This window comes from Streptosporangium roseum DSM 43021 (genome assembly GCF_000024865.1).
Classification (GTDB): Bacteria; Actinomycetota; Actinomycetes; order Streptosporangiales; family Streptosporangiaceae; genus Streptosporangium; species Streptosporangium roseum.
Genome location: NC_013595.1, coordinates 6,491,283 through 6,506,699, shown reverse-complemented (window position 1 = coordinate 6,506,699; position 15,417 = coordinate 6,491,283). Strand labels below are relative to the sequence as shown.

General features: G+C 72.4%; 14 protein-coding genes. 11 read left to right on the top strand and 3 right to left on the bottom strand.

Annotated features, from left to right (window positions below; all coding sequences use genetic code 11):
* Positions 1 to 7: 7 nt before the first annotated feature.
* From SROS_RS28600 to mshC, 4 genes are all read left to right on the top strand, one after another.
* On the top strand, positions 8 to 583 hold the full coding sequence (locus tag SROS_RS28600; protein WP_012892403.1) for a DUF3090 domain-containing protein: 576 nt from the start codon (positions 8 to 10) through the stop codon (positions 581 to 583).
* On the top strand, positions 580 to 1,341 hold the full coding sequence (locus tag SROS_RS28595; RefSeq protein WP_012892402.1) for an SCO1664 family protein: 762 nt from the start codon (positions 580 to 582) through the stop codon (positions 1,339 to 1,341). Before SROS_RS28600 ends, SROS_RS28595 begins: the two co-directional genes overlap by 4 nt.
* A gap of 34 nt (positions 1,342 to 1,375) precedes the next feature.
* On the top strand, positions 1,376 to 2,092 hold the full coding sequence (locus tag SROS_RS28590) for an NRDE family protein (RefSeq protein WP_012892401.1): 717 nt from the start codon (positions 1,376 to 1,378) through the stop codon (positions 2,090 to 2,092).
* A gap of 90 nt (positions 2,093 to 2,182) precedes the next feature.
* A complete protein-coding gene (mshC, locus tag SROS_RS28585) occupies positions 2,183 to 3,406 on the top strand; it encodes a cysteine--1-D-myo-inosityl 2-amino-2-deoxy-alpha-D-glucopyranoside ligase (RefSeq protein ID WP_012892400.1) in 1,224 nt (407 codons plus the stop codon).
* A 228-nt stretch (positions 3,407 to 3,634) separates the two neighbouring features.
* On the opposite strand, the gene SROS_RS28580 is transcribed toward mshC, so the two are convergent.
* Together SROS_RS28580 and def are read right to left on the bottom strand one after the other, a co-directional pair.
* Positions 3,635 to 3,838: a cold-shock protein gene (locus tag SROS_RS28580; RefSeq protein ID WP_012892399.1), complete on the bottom strand. Its 204-nt coding sequence runs from the start codon at positions 3,836 to 3,838 to the stop codon at positions 3,635 to 3,637.
* Between the two features lie 371 nt (positions 3,839 to 4,209).
* Entirely contained in the window at positions 4,210 to 4,689 is a 480-nt protein-coding gene (gene def, locus SROS_RS28575) for a peptide deformylase (protein ID WP_012892398.1), read from the bottom strand.
* A 236-nt stretch (positions 4,690 to 4,925) separates the two neighbouring features.
* On the opposite strand from def, the gene SROS_RS28570 reads away from it, so the two are divergent.
* The 7 genes from SROS_RS28570 to SROS_RS28540 all read left to right on the top strand — a co-directional run bounded on the left by SROS_RS28570 (position 4,926) and on the right by SROS_RS28540 (position 14,833).
* Positions 4,926 to 6,248, top strand: coding sequence for an MFS transporter (locus tag SROS_RS28570; protein WP_012892397.1), 1,323 nt, complete (start codon positions 4,926 to 4,928; stop codon positions 6,246 to 6,248).
* Between the two features lie 108 nt (positions 6,249 to 6,356).
* Positions 6,357 to 8,432 carry a molybdopterin oxidoreductase family protein gene (locus SROS_RS28565; protein WP_012892396.1) on the top strand — a complete coding sequence of 692 codons (2,076 nt, stop codon included), beginning with the start codon at positions 6,357 to 6,359 and terminating at the stop codon, positions 8,430 to 8,432.
* The gene (locus SROS_RS28560) at positions 8,429 to 9,832 is read left to right on the top strand and encodes an FAD-dependent oxidoreductase (protein ID WP_012892395.1); all 1,404 of its coding nucleotides are present in this window, start codon (positions 8,429 to 8,431) and stop codon (positions 9,830 to 9,832) included. The genes SROS_RS28565 and SROS_RS28560 overlap by 4 nt, the downstream gene beginning before the upstream one ends.
* Entirely contained in the window at positions 9,829 to 12,273 is a 2,445-nt protein-coding gene (gene nirB, locus SROS_RS28555; protein ID WP_012892394.1) for a nitrite reductase large subunit NirB, read from the top strand. The genes SROS_RS28560 and nirB overlap by 4 nt, the downstream gene beginning before the upstream one ends.
* A 98-nt stretch (positions 12,274 to 12,371) precedes the next feature.
* A complete protein-coding gene (gene nirD, locus SROS_RS28550) occupies positions 12,372 to 12,722 on the top strand; it encodes a nitrite reductase small subunit NirD (RefSeq protein ID WP_012892393.1) in 351 nt (116 codons plus the stop codon).
* 121 nt (positions 12,723 to 12,843) lie between these two features.
* Entirely contained in the window at positions 12,844 to 14,013 is a 1,170-nt protein-coding gene (locus SROS_RS28545) for a uroporphyrinogen-III synthase (protein ID WP_012892392.1), read from the top strand.
* 67 nt (positions 14,014 to 14,080) lie between these two features.
* Positions 14,081 to 14,833: a sirohydrochlorin chelatase gene (locus SROS_RS28540; protein ID WP_012892391.1), complete on the top strand. Its 753-nt coding sequence runs from the start codon at positions 14,081 to 14,083 to the stop codon at positions 14,831 to 14,833.
* On the opposite strand, the gene SROS_RS28535 is transcribed toward SROS_RS28540, so the two are convergent.
* Positions 14,737 to 15,354, bottom strand: coding sequence for a hypothetical protein (locus SROS_RS28535; protein ID WP_148269233.1), 618 nt, complete (start codon positions 15,352 to 15,354; stop codon positions 14,737 to 14,739). The genes SROS_RS28540 and SROS_RS28535 overlap by 97 nt on opposite strands.
* Positions 15,355 to 15,417: the final 63 nt, after the last annotated feature.

Here is a 15,417-nt window from a genome sequence, read left to right as displayed (position 1 = left end):
TCGGGCTATGCCGGTCTTCGACTACGACCCACCCGAGAGGTTTGTGGCCGGTGCCGTTGGGCAACCGGGATCACGAGCCTTCTTCCTGCAGGCCCGGGGACAGGGCCGGTTGACCACCGTCGGCCTGGAGAAGTTCCAGGTCGCCGCGTTGGCTGATCGGCTGGACGAGCTCCTCGACGAGGTGCTGCGGCGCAGCGGGGGGACCGCGCAGGTGCCCGCCACCGCCCCGGCCGCTCTCGCCGACAACGGCCCGCTCGACGTGCCGATCAGCGAGGACTTCAAGGTCGGCACGATGGCCCTGGCCTGGGATTCCGACACCGCGCAGGTGGTGATCGAGGCCCAGGAGATCGTCGCGGAGGACGAGGAGCTCGAGCCGCCCTCGCTCGCCGAGCCCGCGGTGCTGCGCGTGCACATCAGCCCCGGCGCTGCCAGGGCCTTCACCAAGCGCGCCATGGCCCTCGTCGCGGCAGGACGCCCGCCCTGCCCGCTGTGCGGCCAGCCGCTCGACGCCGAGGGGCATATCTGCGTGCGTCTCAATGGTTACCGGGGTAGTAGCGCTTCATCGGTTGAAGGAGGCGAATGAGTGCCGAAAGCGAGCCCACGCTGAGCGCGGCGCCCGCGGCGGGGCTGGACGACGAGACTGCTCTGCGTCTGCTCCGCGACGGTCAGTTGGAGGTCGCCGGCCGGCTTGTCGAGGCGACCAACATGACGCTCTACTGTTCGGTCCGGCTGGGCGGGCTCGCGGCGGCCTGCGTCTACAAACCCGTACGCGGAGAGCGCCCGCTCTGGGATTTTCCCGACGGCACCCTGGCCGCCCGCGAGGTGGCCGCCTTCGAGGTCTCGGCGGCGACCGGCTGGCGGATCGTCCCGCCGACCGTCTACCGCGACGGCCCCTTCGGCCCCGGCATGTGCCAGCTCTGGATCGACACCGATCCGGAGGTCGACCTGATGGCGCTCATCCGCAGCCGCCAGCCCGCCCTGCGGCGGATGGCCGTGTTCGACGCGGTCGTCAACAACGCCGACCGCAAGGGCGGCCACCTGCTCCCTCTGATCGACGGCCACATCCACGGGGTGGACCACGGCGTCTCCTTCTCCGCCGAGGACAAGCTCCGCACCGTGCTCTGGCAGTGGCGCGGCAAGCCCCTGTCCCGTGAGGCCATGAACGTCCTGGCCCGCCTCGAGCGCGATCTGGAGCAGGGCCGCCTGGGCCGCCGCCTGCGCGAGCTCCTCACCCTGGCCGAGGTCGAGGCCACCTGGTCCCGGGTCCGCAGGCTCCTCGACACCGGCCTGCACCCCCTCCCGTCGCAGGACTGGCCCGCCCTCCCCTGGCCCCCGATCTGAGGTCGTCCCCGGCGGGGGCGATACCCTGCCGGGCATGTGCACGGTTGTCGTCAGCATCGATCCGAGCGCCGAGATCCCCCTGATCCTCGTCGGGGTGCGCGATGAGTTCACCGGCCGGCCGTGGGTCCCCCCGGCCGAGCACTGGCCGGGCCTGATCGGCGGGCGTGATCTCCAGGCGGGCGGCACCTGGCTGGCCGTCGATCCCCCCACCAGGCGGGTCGGGGCCCTGCTCAACGGCCGTGGCGTGCTCGCCCCGGAGGAGACCCGCCGGTCCCGGGGCGAGCTGCCGCTCCGGGCGGCGGCCGAAGGCCGTCTACCGGACCTGGACCTGACCTGCTATGACCCTTTCCATCTGGTTCTGGCGGATCCGGGCGGGGCCCGGCTGTGGCACTGGAACGGCGTCCTGCTGGGGGAGGAGGAGCTCCCGCCGGGGACCCACATGATCGTCAACAGTGGCTGGGAGCAGGGCGACGAGAACGAGCGCGTGGCCTTCTTCCGCCCCCTCTTCGCCAAGGCCGGCCGCCCCGCGACCCTCGACGCCCCCTGGGAGGAGTGGCGGGAGCTCGCGACCGGGGCGGGCCTGCCCTCCGGGGACCCTCGCGCCATGATCATCCATCACGAGCTGCCCGACGGGCGGGTCTTCGGCTCCCTGTCGGTGACCCTGCTCGCCCTGGCCGCCGGCGGCGTCCGCTACGACTTCACCGAAGATCCACGCGACCCGGCGGCCTTCCGCCGCGTCCTCCCGGGATGATGAACCGGGCTCCGGCGGTTGAGACAAGTGCCCCTGTATCCACCGCCCCGGGCTGATCGGGGCGGTCCGTCTGCTGGATAGGCTCAATACATGAGATCGTGGTCTGCGCCGAAGGTCCCTCGGCTCCCTGGTGTTGGTGCTCCGCTGCGGCTGTTCGACACCGCCGCCGGAGAGGTCGGCCCCACCCAGCCCGGCCCCACGGCGCGGCTGTACGTCTGCGGCATCACGCCCTACGACGCCACCCACCTGGGCCACGCCAACACCTACCTCGCCTTCGACCTGGTCAACCGGCTCTGGCGGGACGCCGGTCACGAGGTCCACTTCACCCAGAACGCCACCGACGTGGACGATCCCCTCCTGGAGCGCGCCGAGCAGACCGGGCAGGACTGGCGGGAGCTCGCCGAGCGCGAGATCGAGCTGTTCCGGACCGACATGGAGGCGCTGCGGATCCTCCCGCCGCGCGAATACGTCGGCGTCACCGAGGTCATCGACCAGGTGGCCGAGCTGATCGAGCTCCTGCGCGACAAGGGCGCCACCTACGACCTCGACGGGGACCTCTACTTCGACGTCGCCGCGGCGCCCAAGTTCGGTGCCGTCTCCGGATACTCCGAGGAGCGGATGCTCGACCTGTTCGGCCAGCGCGGCGGAGACCCCGACAGGGCCGGCAAGAAGCACCCGCTCGACTGGCTGCTCTGGCGCGCCGAGCGTCCCGGCGAGCCGTCCTGGCCCTCGCCGTTCGGCCAGGGCAGGCCCGGCTGGCACATCGAGTGCACCGCGATCGCGCTGGCCAACCTGGGCAGCGGGTTCGACGTCGCGGGCGGCGGTTCGGATCTGATCTTCCCGCACCACGAGTGCGGCGCGCACGAGGGCCACGTCGCCTGCGGGGAGTGGCCCTTCGCGAAGGCCTACGTGCACGCGGGCATGGTCGCCCTGGACGGCGAGAAGATGTCCAAGTCCAAGGGCAACCTGGTCTTCGTCTCCCGGCTCCGCAAGGAGGCCGACCCGATGGCCATCCGGCTGGCCCTGCTGGCCCATCACTACCGCAGCGACTGGGAGTGGACCGCCGACCAGCTGGCCTCCGCCGAGGTACGGCTGGCACGCTGGCGCTCGGCCGTCGGCCTGCCGGCCGGACCCGAGGCGGAGACCGTGCTCGCGGAGCTCCGCGCCCGCATGACCGACGACCTGGACGCCCCCGGAGCGCTCGCGGTGGTCGACGCCTGGGCGGACCGGGCCCTGGCGGGCGGCGGCACCGACCCCGGAGCGCCCGCGCTCGTCAGGGACATCGTGGACGCGCTGCTCGGCGTCGAGCTCTGAGAGCCGGCCGCTGCCCTGCCGGCGGGCGCCGTCCCGTGGGCAGGGCGCCCGCCGCCGACGGCCGGACGCCCGCCCGCGTACGGGGCGCCTGAAGGCGGGATGACCCGGGAAGGTGACGGCGGCGTCTCCGGGGGAGGCGCCGGGGTCCCGGCGGGTCACGGCGGCAAAAAAGTCCGGGCCCGTACCGCTGGAGCGGTACGGGCCCGGACAGGAAGCCTTTAGATCAGGTCAGATGACCTGAACCTGGTCGGCCTGCGGGCCCTTCTGGCCCTGCGTGGTGGTGAAACTGACACGCTGGTTCTCCTCCAGGGTGCGGTAACCACCGGAGTTGATAGCCGAGTAGTGCACGAAGACATCGGCGGTGCCGTCATCCGGCGCGATGAATCCGAAGCCCTTTTCGGCGTTGAACCACTTAACAGTGCCCTCAGACAAAACTACTTCTCCTCATTGGGAGCCTCACCGAACCATCAGGTCGAAGGTTCGGGGCTGCGTTGCGGACCCTACCATGCATCCGCGGAAACCATCCGGAGAAACTGTAACGCCCGCTGTCGGCGGTCTTCCTGTGGTGCTTGAGATGACAAGCGCCGTCGAGAACTACGACTGCAACCATCGAAGTGTACAGGTCGGCGGCATGGCGGGCAAATGTTTCCGCGGAGAGTCGGCGCACAGGGGGATCCGGCGCCGGAGCCCGCGGGCGGGAGGGGGCGGGATCGCGCGCGGCGGGAGCCGCCGGGGAGCGGGGCCGCCGGGACGGGCCCGGCGTTCCGGCGGCGGTCGTGGAAGGGCCCGAGGCTCCGGAGGGGTCAGGAGGAGGCGGTCTGGAGGAAGCGTTCCCGCTCGTCCTCCGGGAGGCGGTCGATGAAGAGGACGCCGTCGAGATGGTCGGCCTCGTGCTGCAGGACCCGGGCGAGCATGCCCAGGGCGCGGACGGTGACGGGCTTGCCGAACATGTCACGGCCACGGGCGGTGACCATGTAGGAGCGTTCCAGCGGCCACCACAGGCCGGGGGCGGACAGGCAGGCCTCGTCGGCCACGATCTTCCGCTCGGACGGCTCCAGGCGCGGATTGATCAGATGGCCCGCCCTGCCGTCCAGCTCGTAGACGAGAACCCGGAGCGAAACGCCGAGCTGCGGGGCGGCGAGGCCCGCGCGACCGGCGCCGGCCCGCATGGTCGCCTGGAGGGATTTGACCAGGCCGCGCAGCTCGCGATCGAAGCTGGTCACGGGTTCGGCTACGGTCCGTAGCACTGGATCTGCGAACGGTCGGATCGGCTGGACGGCCACGCGCACTCCCCGAGGCGACGAACGGACATGCACACGATTCCCATTGTCGCATTGCCTCAACCGTGACCGGCGGAATCATCGTGTTTCCGGGACGTTACGTATGTGCGGCCTGTGCATTGCATATTTCAGCGGTTAGTCACACGTAACCCGCGCACCATCACAGAGCGTGAATGTGCGTAACGCCCCCCTCCTACGGTTTTCCCAATAATCCCCCTTTTGGAAAACTAGGAGGAACGATGGCGAAGCGCTGGATCAGCGAGTGGCGGCCCGACGACCAGGGCTTCTGGGAGGCGGAAGGACGGAAGGTCGCCCGGCGCAACCTGATCTTCTCGATCTTCGCCGAGCATCTCGGCTTCACGCTCTGGACGGTGTGGAGCATCGTGACCGTGCAGCTCGGCTCCTACGAGTTCTCCACCGACCAGCTCTTCTGGATGGTCGCGCTGCCCAACCTGATCGGCTCGGCGCTGCGCATCCCCTACACCTTCGCCCCGGCCAGATTCGGCGGCCGGAACTTCACGGTCGTCAGCGTGCTGCTGCTGCTCGTGCCCGCCGTGCTGCTGGCCGTGGCGGTCGGCGACCCGGGCACGCCGTACTGGGTGTTCCTGTTGATCGCGGCCACCGCGGGGCTGGGCGGCGGCAACTTCGCCTCAAGCATGGCCAACATCACCTACTTCTACCCCCAGTCCAAGCAGGGGTCGGCGCTCGGTCTCAACGCGGCCGGCGGCAACATCGGCGTCAGCTCCGTCCAGCTCGTCATGCCGCTGGTGATCGGCGCCTTCGGCCTGGCCGCCGCCGGGCTGTTCTGGATCCCGTTCATCCTGGCCGCCGCGCTCGGCGCCTACTTCTTCATGGACAACCTGACCTCCGCCAAGGCCAGCCCGAGGGACCAGCTGAAGATCGCAGGGCGGGCCCAGACCTGGATCATGGCGGTCCTCTACATCGGCACCTTCGGCTCCTTCATCGGCTACTCCACCGCGCTCCCGCTGCTCATCAAGAGCCAGTTCCCCGAGCACGCGTCCCTGGTCGGCCTGGCCTTCATCGGCCCGCTGCTCGGATCGCTGATCCGCCCGGTCGGAGGGTGGCTGTCGGACCGGCTCGGCGGGGCCCGGGTGACGCTCGTCAACTTCGCCGCCATGGCGGGTGCGGCGGCGCTGGTCTGGCAGGGGGTGGCCCAGCACGGCTTCGCCCTCTTCTTCGGCGCGTACATGCTCCTGGTCGCCACCACCGGCATCGGCAACGGCTCCACCTACCGGATGATCCCGGCGATCTTCCGGGCCAAGGCCGTCGCGGGGATCGCCCCCGGTACGCCCGCCTACGACACCGCCCTGGCCGTCGGCAAGCGCGACGCCTCCGCCGCGATCGGGATCATCTCCGCGATCGGCGCGTTCGGCGGCTTCTTCATCAACCGGGGATTCGGCAGCTCCATCGCGGCGACCGGGGGCGCGGGCGCCGCGCTGGCCGCGTTCGCCGGATTCTACGCGATGTGCGCGCTCCTGACCTGGGCCTGCTACCTGCGGACGGCGGGCCCGGTGCGGAGCCTGGCGGCCGCCCGCGTATGACGGGTTCACACCCGGCTCACCGCCAATGTGAACGTCGTTAGCGGCTTGTAGCACATCGGTAACAGAGGGGACCCAGCGGTGAAACCGCCTGAAAGCACCATCGGAGATGTGTCGATCTCACTTTCCGCCCCGACGCCTGTGAAGGCGGCGACGGCGACGCACTGCCCGTACTGCGCGCTGCAGTGCGGCATGAGCGTCGCCGTGGACGAGACGGTCACGATCACCCCCAGGAAGGACGTCCCCGCCAACGCGGGCGGTCTCTGCCAGAAGGGCTGGACCGCCGGTGAGCTGCTGACCAGTGGAGATCGGCTCACCACCCCGCTCCTGTACGGCGAGCCGGTCGGCTGGGACGAGGCGCTCGACTTCGTCGCCGCCCGGATCCGCGCGGTCCAGGAAGAGCACGGCCCCAACGGCGTGGCCGTGTTCGGCGGCGGCGGGCTCACCAATGAGAAGGCCTACCAGCTCGGCAAGTTCGCCCGGATGGTGCTGCGGACCAGCCAGATCGACTACAACGGCCGGTTCTGCATGTCCTCGGCCGCCGCGGCCGCCAACCGCGCCTTCGGCATGGACCGCGGCCTGCCGTTCCCGATCACCGACCTCGGCGGGGCCGACGCGGTCCTGATCGCAGGCGGCAACGTGGCCGAGACCATGCCACCGTTCGTCCGCCACCTGACCGCGATGCGCGACAGGGGCGGCCGGCTGGTCGTCATCGACCCCAGGGTCACCGCGACCGCGCGGCAGGCAGACCTCCACCTCCAGCCGGCCCCCGGCACCGACCTGGCGCTCGCCCTGGGCCTGCTGCACATCGTGATCACCGAGGGCCACGTGGACGAGGACTACGTGGCCGGCCGTACCAGCGGCTTCGACGGGGTCCGCACCTCGGCCGCCGCCTGGTGGCCCGAGCGGGTGGAACGGATCACCGGCGTGCCGGTCGCCCGGATGCGCCTGGCCGCGGAGATCCTCGCGGACGCCGGACGCGCGGTGATCCTCACCGGGCGCGGCGCCGAGCAGCACGCCAAAGGCACCGACACGGTGAGCGCGTTCATCAACCTGGCGCTCGCGCTCGGGCTGCCGGGCAGGGAGGGATCCGGCTACGGCTGCATCACCGGGCAGGGCAACGGGCAGGGCGGGCGCGAGCACGGTCAGAAGGCCGACCAGCTTCCGGGATACCGCAGGATCGACGATCCCGCCGCCCGCGCCCACGTGGCCGCCGTGTGGGGGATCGCGCCGGAGGATCTGCCGGGGCCCGGCCGCTCCGCCTACGAGCTGCTGGACGCCCTCGGCACCGCCGCCGGCCCCAGGGCGCTGCTGCTGTTCGGCTCCAACCCGGTGATCTCCGCGCCCCGGGCAGGGCACGTCACCGAGCGGCTGCGCTCGCTGGACCTGCTCGTGGTCTCCGACCTCGTCATGTCGGAGACGGCCGCGCTGGCCGACGTCGTCCTCCCCACCACCCAGTGGGCGGAGGAGAGCGGCACGATGACCAACCTCGAGGGCCGGGTGCTGCTGCGCCACCAGGCCGCCGCGCCGCCGCCGGGAGTGCGGAGCGATCTGGAGATCCTCCGCGGCCTCGCCGTACGGCTGCGCGGAGCCGAGGGGTTCCCGGCCGACCCGCGCGAGGTCTTCGACGAGCTGCGGCGGGCCTCGGCCGGGGGGATCGCCGACTACGCGGGCATCACCTACGAGCGGATCGCGGCCGGGACCGGCGTGTTCTGGCCCTGCCCGGCCGAGGACCACCCCGGCACTCCCCGGCCGTTCCTGGACCGCTTCGCCACCCCCGACGGCCGCGCCAGGTTCGTGCCCGTCGAGCACCGGCCGCCCGAGGAGGACATCGACCGGGACTATCCCCTCTACCTGACGACGGGCCGGGTGCTCGCCCACTACCAGAGCGGCGCCCAGACCCGGCGGATCGCCGCCCTGAACGCGGTGGCCTCGGAGGTCTTCGTGGAGATCCACCCTGATCTCGCCGAGCGCCTGGAGGTGGCGCCGGGCGACCTGCTGCGGGTGGTCGGCCGCCGGGGCGCAGCCGAGGGCGTCGCCAGGGTCACCCCCGCGGTCCGGCCGGACACCGTGTTCATGCCCTTCCACTGGGCCGGAGCCAACCTGCTCACCAACCCCGCGCTCGACCCGGTGTCGCGGATGCCGGAGTTCAAGGTCTGCGCAGTGAAACTGGAGCGTGTCGGATGACCCGGCTGGTGATCGTGGGGAACGGGATGGCGGGCGCCCGCCTCGTCAGCGAGGTCCGCGCCCGGGACAAGCACGTCAAGGTGACCGTGATCGGCGCCGAGACGTGGCAGCCCTACAACCGGGTGCTGCTGTCGAACGTGGTGGCCGGGACCATGCTGCCCGACCAGGTGCGGCTGCTGGACCCGGCGTGGTATGCCGACCATTCGGTGACGGCCCTGCTCGGCGTCGAGGTGACCGCGATCGACCGGGAGACCCAGGCGGTGCTCACCGCCGACGGCAGGCGCGAGCCGTACGACGTCCTGGTGCTGGCGACCGGCAGCGAGGCGGTGGTGCCGCCGGTGCCCGGAGCGGCCGGCGCCATGGCGTTCCGGACGCTGGACGACTGCCGCGCGATCCTCGCCGCGGCCGGTGCGGCCCGGCGCGCCGTGGTGGTCGGCGGCGGCCTGCTCGGCATCGAGGCGGCCCGCGGCCTGGCCGGGCGCGGGCTGCCGGTCACGTTGCTCCACCTGGCCGGTCACCTGATGGAGCGGCAGCTCGACGCCGAGGCCGGGCTGATGCTGGGGGAGACCCTCGCGGAGCTGGGCGTGGAGGTGCGGACCGGCGTGGTCGTGGAGGAGATCCTCGGTGACGGCGTACGGCTCGCCGGAGGCGAGACGGTGGGGGCCGATCTGGTGGTGCTCGCCTGCGGGGTCCGGCCGGTGACGGGACTGGCCGGGGACGCGGGTCTGGAGGTGGCGCGCGGGATCGTCGTCGACGACGAGATGCGGACCGACGACCCGTCGATCTTCGCGATCGGGGAGTGCGCCCAGCACGACGGAACGGTCTACGGCCTGGTCGCCCCCGCGTGGGAGCAGGCCGCCGTGGTCGCCGACCTCGTGACCGGGGCGGACAAGACCTCCCGCTACCGGGGGTCGCGCCTGGTGACCCGGTTGAAGGCCAGGAGCGTGGAGCTGGCCGCGATGGGCGAGACCCACCTGACCGAGGACGACGCCGAGGTCGTGCGCTTCAGCCACCGGGCCCGGGGCTCCTACCGCAAACTCGTCATCCGCGACGGCCGCCTGGTCGGCGCGATCCTCCTGGGGGAGACGTCCGCGGTGGGCACCCTCACCCAGCTCTTCGACCGCGGGTCCCCGGTCCCCGCGGACCCGGCCGGGCTGCTGTTTCCCGGCATCTCCGGCAGTGCGGTCGCCGAGAGCCCGGTCCGGATGCCGGACGCGGTGAAGGTCTGCCAGTGCAACAACGTGACCAAGGGACAGATCCGGGCCTGCTGGGAGTCCGGCGCCCGTGACGTCGAGGCGGTGGCCGCCGCCACACGCGCCACGACCGGTTGCGGCGGCTGCCGCGACGTGGTCGAGGGCATTGTCGGCTGGCTGTGCGAGCAGGAAGGCATCTCCGTATGAAACTCGTTGTGGTGGGGCATGGACCGACGTCCAGCCGGCTGGTCGAGGCGCTGGTCGCCAAGGGGTTCGCCGGCCGGATCACGGTCCTGGGGGAGGAGCCCAGGGCCGCCTACGACCGGGTCGCGCTGACCTCCTATCTCACCGGCAGGAGCGCCGAGGATCTCACCTACCCGGTGCCGGAGGGGGTCGTGCTGCGGCTGGCCTCCAGGGTCACCGGGATCGACCGGGACGGCCGGACCGTGACCACCGCCGACGGCCATGTGGAGCCGTACGACGTGCTGGTGCTGGCCACCGGATCCAGCCCGTTCGTGCCGCCGGTGCCCGGCAGGGAGCTGGAGGGCTGTTTCGTCTACCGGACGATCGACGACCTGGACGCGATCAGGAAGGCCTCCGCGGGGGCCGGAAGCGGCGTCGTCATCGGCGGCGGGCTGCTGGGGCTGGAGGCCGCCGACGCGCTGCGCGGGCTGGGCCTTTCGACCCACGTCGTGGAGATGGGCGGCTGGCTCATGCCGCGGCAGGTGGACGAGGGCGGCGGCGCCGTCCTGCGGGGCCACGTCGAGGCCCTCGGCCTGAGCGTGCACACCGAGGCCGGGGCCAAGGAGATCGTCGCCGGGCCGGACGGGCGGGTCGCGGGACTGGTCAAGCCGGACGGGGAGACGATCGAGGCGCAGGTCGTGGTCTTCTCGGCGGGCGTCAGGCCACGCGACGAGCTGGCCAGGCAGGCCGGGCTGGCGGTCGGCGACCGCGGCGGGATCGCCGTGGACGACGGGATGCGCACCAGCGACCCGGCGATCTACGCGGTGGGGGAGTGCGCCCTGCACGACGGCATGGTCTACGGGCTGGTCGGGCCGTGCTTCACGATGGCCGAGGTCGCCGCCGACCGCATCCTCGGCGGCCAGGCGGCCTTCGCCCGCGCGGATCTGTCCACGAAGCTCAAGCTGCTCGGCGTGGAGGTCGCCCAGTTCGGCGCGATGGACGGCGCCCTGGACGTGACCTTCATGGACCCGGTGGGCGGGGTCTACCAGAAGCTGTTCGTCAGCGACGACGCCCGCACCCTGCTCGGCGGGATCTGCGTCGGCGACGCCACGCCGTACAACACCCTCAAGCCGTTCGTCGGGCGGGACCTGCCCGGCGCGCCCAGCGAGCTGCTGTTCACCGGTGGCCCGGCGAGCATGGACCTTCCCGACGACGCGCAGGTCTGCTCCTGCAACAACGTCACCAAGGGGCAGGTGTGCGCGGCCATCGCCGACCACGGCCTCACCGACGTGGCCGGGATCAAGGGCTGCACCCGGGCGGGCACCACCTGCGGCAGCTGCCTCCCGATGCTCAAGCAGATCCTGGTCAAGTCCGGCGTCGAGGTCTCCAAGGCCCTGTGCGAGCACTTCACGCACAGCAGGGCCGAGCTGTTCGACATCGTCCGGGTGCGCGGCATCACGACCTTCTCCCAGCTCATCGACGAGCACGGCACCGGCCGCGGCTGCGACGTGTGCAAGCCCGTCGTCGCCTCGATCCTGGCCTCGCTCGGCAACGGGCACATCCTCGACGGCGAGCAGGCCGCCCTGCAGGACACCAACGACCACTTCATGGCCAACATCCAGCGCAACGGCACCTACTCGGTGGTGCCGCGCATCCCCGGCGGCGAGATCACCCCCGACAAGCTGATCGTGATCGGCGAGGTGGCCCGCGACTTCGGCCTCTACACCAAGATCACCGGCGGGCAGCGGATCGACCTGTTCGGGGCGCGGGTGGAGCAGCTCCCGCTGATCTGGAAGCGGCTGGTGGACGCCGGTTTCGAGTCCGGCCACGCCTACGGCAAGGCGCTGCGCACGGTGAAGTCCTGCGTGGGCTCCACCTGGTGCCGGTACGGCGTGCAGGACGCCGTCGGCCTGGCCATCGCGGTGGAGCTGCGCTACCGGGGCCTGCGCTCGCCGCACAAGCTGAAGTCGGCCGTCTCCGGCTGCGCCCGCGAGTGCGCCGAGGCGCGCGGCAAGGACTTCGGCATCATCGCCACCGAGCAGGGCTGGAACCTCTACGTCGGCGGCAACGGCGGCTTCACCCCGCGGCACGCCGACCTGTTCGCCTCGGACCTGAGCACCGAGGAGTTGATCCGGACCATCGACCGGTTCCTGATGTTCTACGTCCGTACGGCCGACCGCCTGCAGCGCACCTCGGCCTGGCTGGAGAGCCAGGGCCTGGAGTACGTCAAGCAGGTGGTCCTGGAGGACTCGCTGGGGATCTGCGCCGATCTGGACGCCCAGATGGACCGGCACGTCGCCTCCTACGCCGACGAGTGGCGGACCGCCATCGAGGACCCCGACAAGCTGCGGCGCTTCGTCTCCTTCGTCAACGCCCCCGCGACCCCGGACCCCTCGATCGCCTTCACGGCCGAAAGGGACCAGATCAAGCCCGTCCTCCTCCCCCTGGAGGTGGTCCGCTCCTGAACGTCCTCTCCACGGCCGGAGCCGGGGCCACCCGGCGACCCCGGGCCGCGCCGCCGGCACCACGAACCCACCGACGCAACCCGAATGGAGGCTCCACCATGACCGTCCTGAGCGAGGCCACGACGACCGTCTGGACCGCGGTCTGCGCCTACACCGACCTGCTGCCCGAGCGCGGCGCCTGCGCGCTGGTCGGCCGTCACCAGATCGCGCTGTTCCGGACCTTCGACGGCGAGCTGTTCGCCATCGGCAACCGGGATCCTTTCAGCGGCGCCCAGGTCCTCTCGCGGGGGATCGTGGGCACCAGGGCGGGTGAGCCCAGCGTCGCCTCGCCCATGCACAAGGAGGTGTTCTCGCTGGTCACCGGGGTGTGCCTGGACGACCCGGCGGTGGCCGTGCCGACCTATCCGATCCGGGTCGCCGACGGCACGGTGGAGGTGAGTGTGAGGTGACCCGGCGGAGGGCCGGGCACGGGGAGCGGCGGCCGAGCCCCGGGCCGGCCAGGCCCGGTGAGCGGAGCGGCCGACGAGGGACGAGACGTCCACGTGGTGGACGGGGAGTGGTGGACAACAGATGAGCATCGCCCTTCTGGACGACCCCGGCGGGTCTCCCGAGACGGCGCCCGACGCGCTGGCCGGGTTCACGATCGGGGTGACCGCGACCAGGCGGCGTGAGGAGTTCTGCGCGCTGCTGGAGCGGCGGGGCGCGAGAGTGGTGCGCGCCCCGGCGATCAGGCTGGTGCCGCTGGCCGAGGACGCCGACCTGCTGGCCGCGACCCGGGCCGCTCTGACGGGCCCGCTCGACGACGTGGTGGTCACCACCGGGGTCGGGTTCCGGGGCTGGATGGCCGCGGCCGAGGGCTGGGGGCTGTCGGGCGACCTGTCGGCGCACCTGACCGCCGCCCGGCTGCTGACCCGCGGGCCCAAGGCCCGCGGCGCGGTCCGGGCCGCCGGGCTGAACGACCACTGGACGCCGGCCACCGAGTCGTGCGAGGAGGTCAAGCAGTACCTCCTTGCCCAGGACCTGCGCGGTCGCCGCATCGCCGTGCAGTTGCACGGGGAGCCGCTGACCGGCTTCGTGGCCGCGCTGCGCGAGGCGGGGGCCGAGGTCATCGAGGTGCCGGTCTACCGGTGGCTGCCCTACCGCGACACCTCGCCGCTGCGCCGCCTGATCAGTCAGTCGATCTCCGGCGGGGTGGACGCGGTGGCCTTCACCAGCGCCCCCGCCGTGCTGGCCATGCTCGCCGCGGCCCGCGCCGACGGCCTGGAGGACGCCCTGGTGGCGGCCTTCGCCGGGCCGGTCGTCGCCGCCTGCGTGGGCCCGGTCACGGCGGCGCCGCTGCAGGCGCGCGGGGTGCCCGCCGTACAGCCCGAGCGTGCCCGCCTCGGCGCGCTGGCCCGGACGCTCGCCCGGCACCTGCCCGAGCACAGCGTCACCCGCCTGCTCGCCGGCGGCCACGGGCTGGAGATCCGCGGCCACGCCGTCGCCGTGGACGGTGAGCTCAAGCCGCTGCCGCCGGCCCCGATGGCGGTGCTCAAGCGCCTGGCCGACAAGCCGGGGCACGTGGTGGCCCGCTCCGAGCTGCGCACCGTGCTGCCCGGCGGCCCCTCCCGGGACTCGGCCGAACACGCCGTCGAGATGGCCATCACCCGCCTGCGCCGCGCCCTGGGCCCCTCCGGCATCGTCGAGACGGTCGTCAAGCGCGGCTACCGCCTGGCCTGCGACCGCGGCGAGGCCATGTGAGGGCGCGCGCCGGCCGCCGCGTCCCGGCGCCCGCGGGCGCCTGCGGGCCGCCCGGCGGGGAGGGGGCGTGACGACGCTGGTCCTGGCCGGGCACGGGACCCGCAGCGCGCGAGGCGAGGAGGCGATCGCCGGACTGCGGGATCTCGTACGGCGGGCACGGCCGGGCAGCCGGGTCGAGGCGGCCTTCCTGGAGATCAGCTCGCCTCCGCTGGCCGGCGTGCTCCCCGGCCTGCCGGGTCCGGCGGTCGTGGTGCCGCTGCTGCTCGCGGGCGGCTACCACGTCCACATCGACCTGCCGTCGGTGGTCGCCGGGGCCCGGCCCGACGCGGTGGTGGCGGCCCCGCTCGGACCGGACCCGCTGCTGGCCGCCATCCTGGCCAGGCGGCTGGCGAGCGCGGGGCTGCGGCCCGCCGACTCGGTCGTCCTGGGCGCGGCGGGATCCTCCGACCCGGCCGCGCTGGCCGACGTGCGGGCCGCGGCCCGGCTGCTCGCGGTACGGCTGTCGCGCCCGGTCACGGCGGCCTTCGCCGCGACGGGCGCCCCCTCGCTGGGGGAGGCCCTGGAACGCCTGCGGTCCGGTCCCGCGCCCCGGATCGCCGTGGCGTCCTACCTGCTGGCCCCCGGCTTCTTCCAGAGCCGTCTGGAGTCCTCCGGCGCGGACCTGGTCAGCGCCCCGCTGGGAGTGGACGCCGACCTGGCCGCACTGGTGTGGGCCCGCTTCGATCAGGCCCGCTGGAGATCCAGCCGCAGCTCGCGGACGATCTCCTCGGCGCTGTCGTCCCGCGAGGGCAGGAAGTCGGCGCCGACGAACATCTCGTAGTAGGCGTGGCGCAGGCATCCGGCCAGCAGCAGCCGGGCGCTGGCGAGGGGGTCCACCTCGGGTGGGATCCGGCCCGCCCGCTGCTCGGCCGCCAGGTACTCGGTCAGCGGGACGACCTCGGCCATCGGCCCCAGCTCGCTGTCGCGCAGCGCCTCGCGGAAGCGGACGGTGACCGAGGGAGAGGTGAAGACGGGAACCGCGGCCGACTGGACCTCGGAGTAGTAGTCGATGCCGGCCCGCGCGATGGGCAGCAGGTTGTCGCTGACCCGCCCCTTGCCGACCAGGTGCATCAGGTCGTCGAGGATGCGGAGCCAGACCGGGAGCCGGTCCTGGAGCAGGGCGAGGAACATGTCGATCGCCTGTCCGGGCTGGGCGGTGCCCCGTGGACGCGAGGAGGCGTTCCCGCCGTCCTCGCGCTTCATCAATACGGCCATCTCAAGAACGCGGCGTCGCGTCTCCTGAGCTTTCTGGTATGGGTCGAGCTGGGGAGTCGCCATGGTCGCCCTAACGTGCGCAGTCACATGGACAATGTGCGGCATGGTGATGGGCCGATCACCGATGTTTACAGAGCCGTGTTTCTCCTG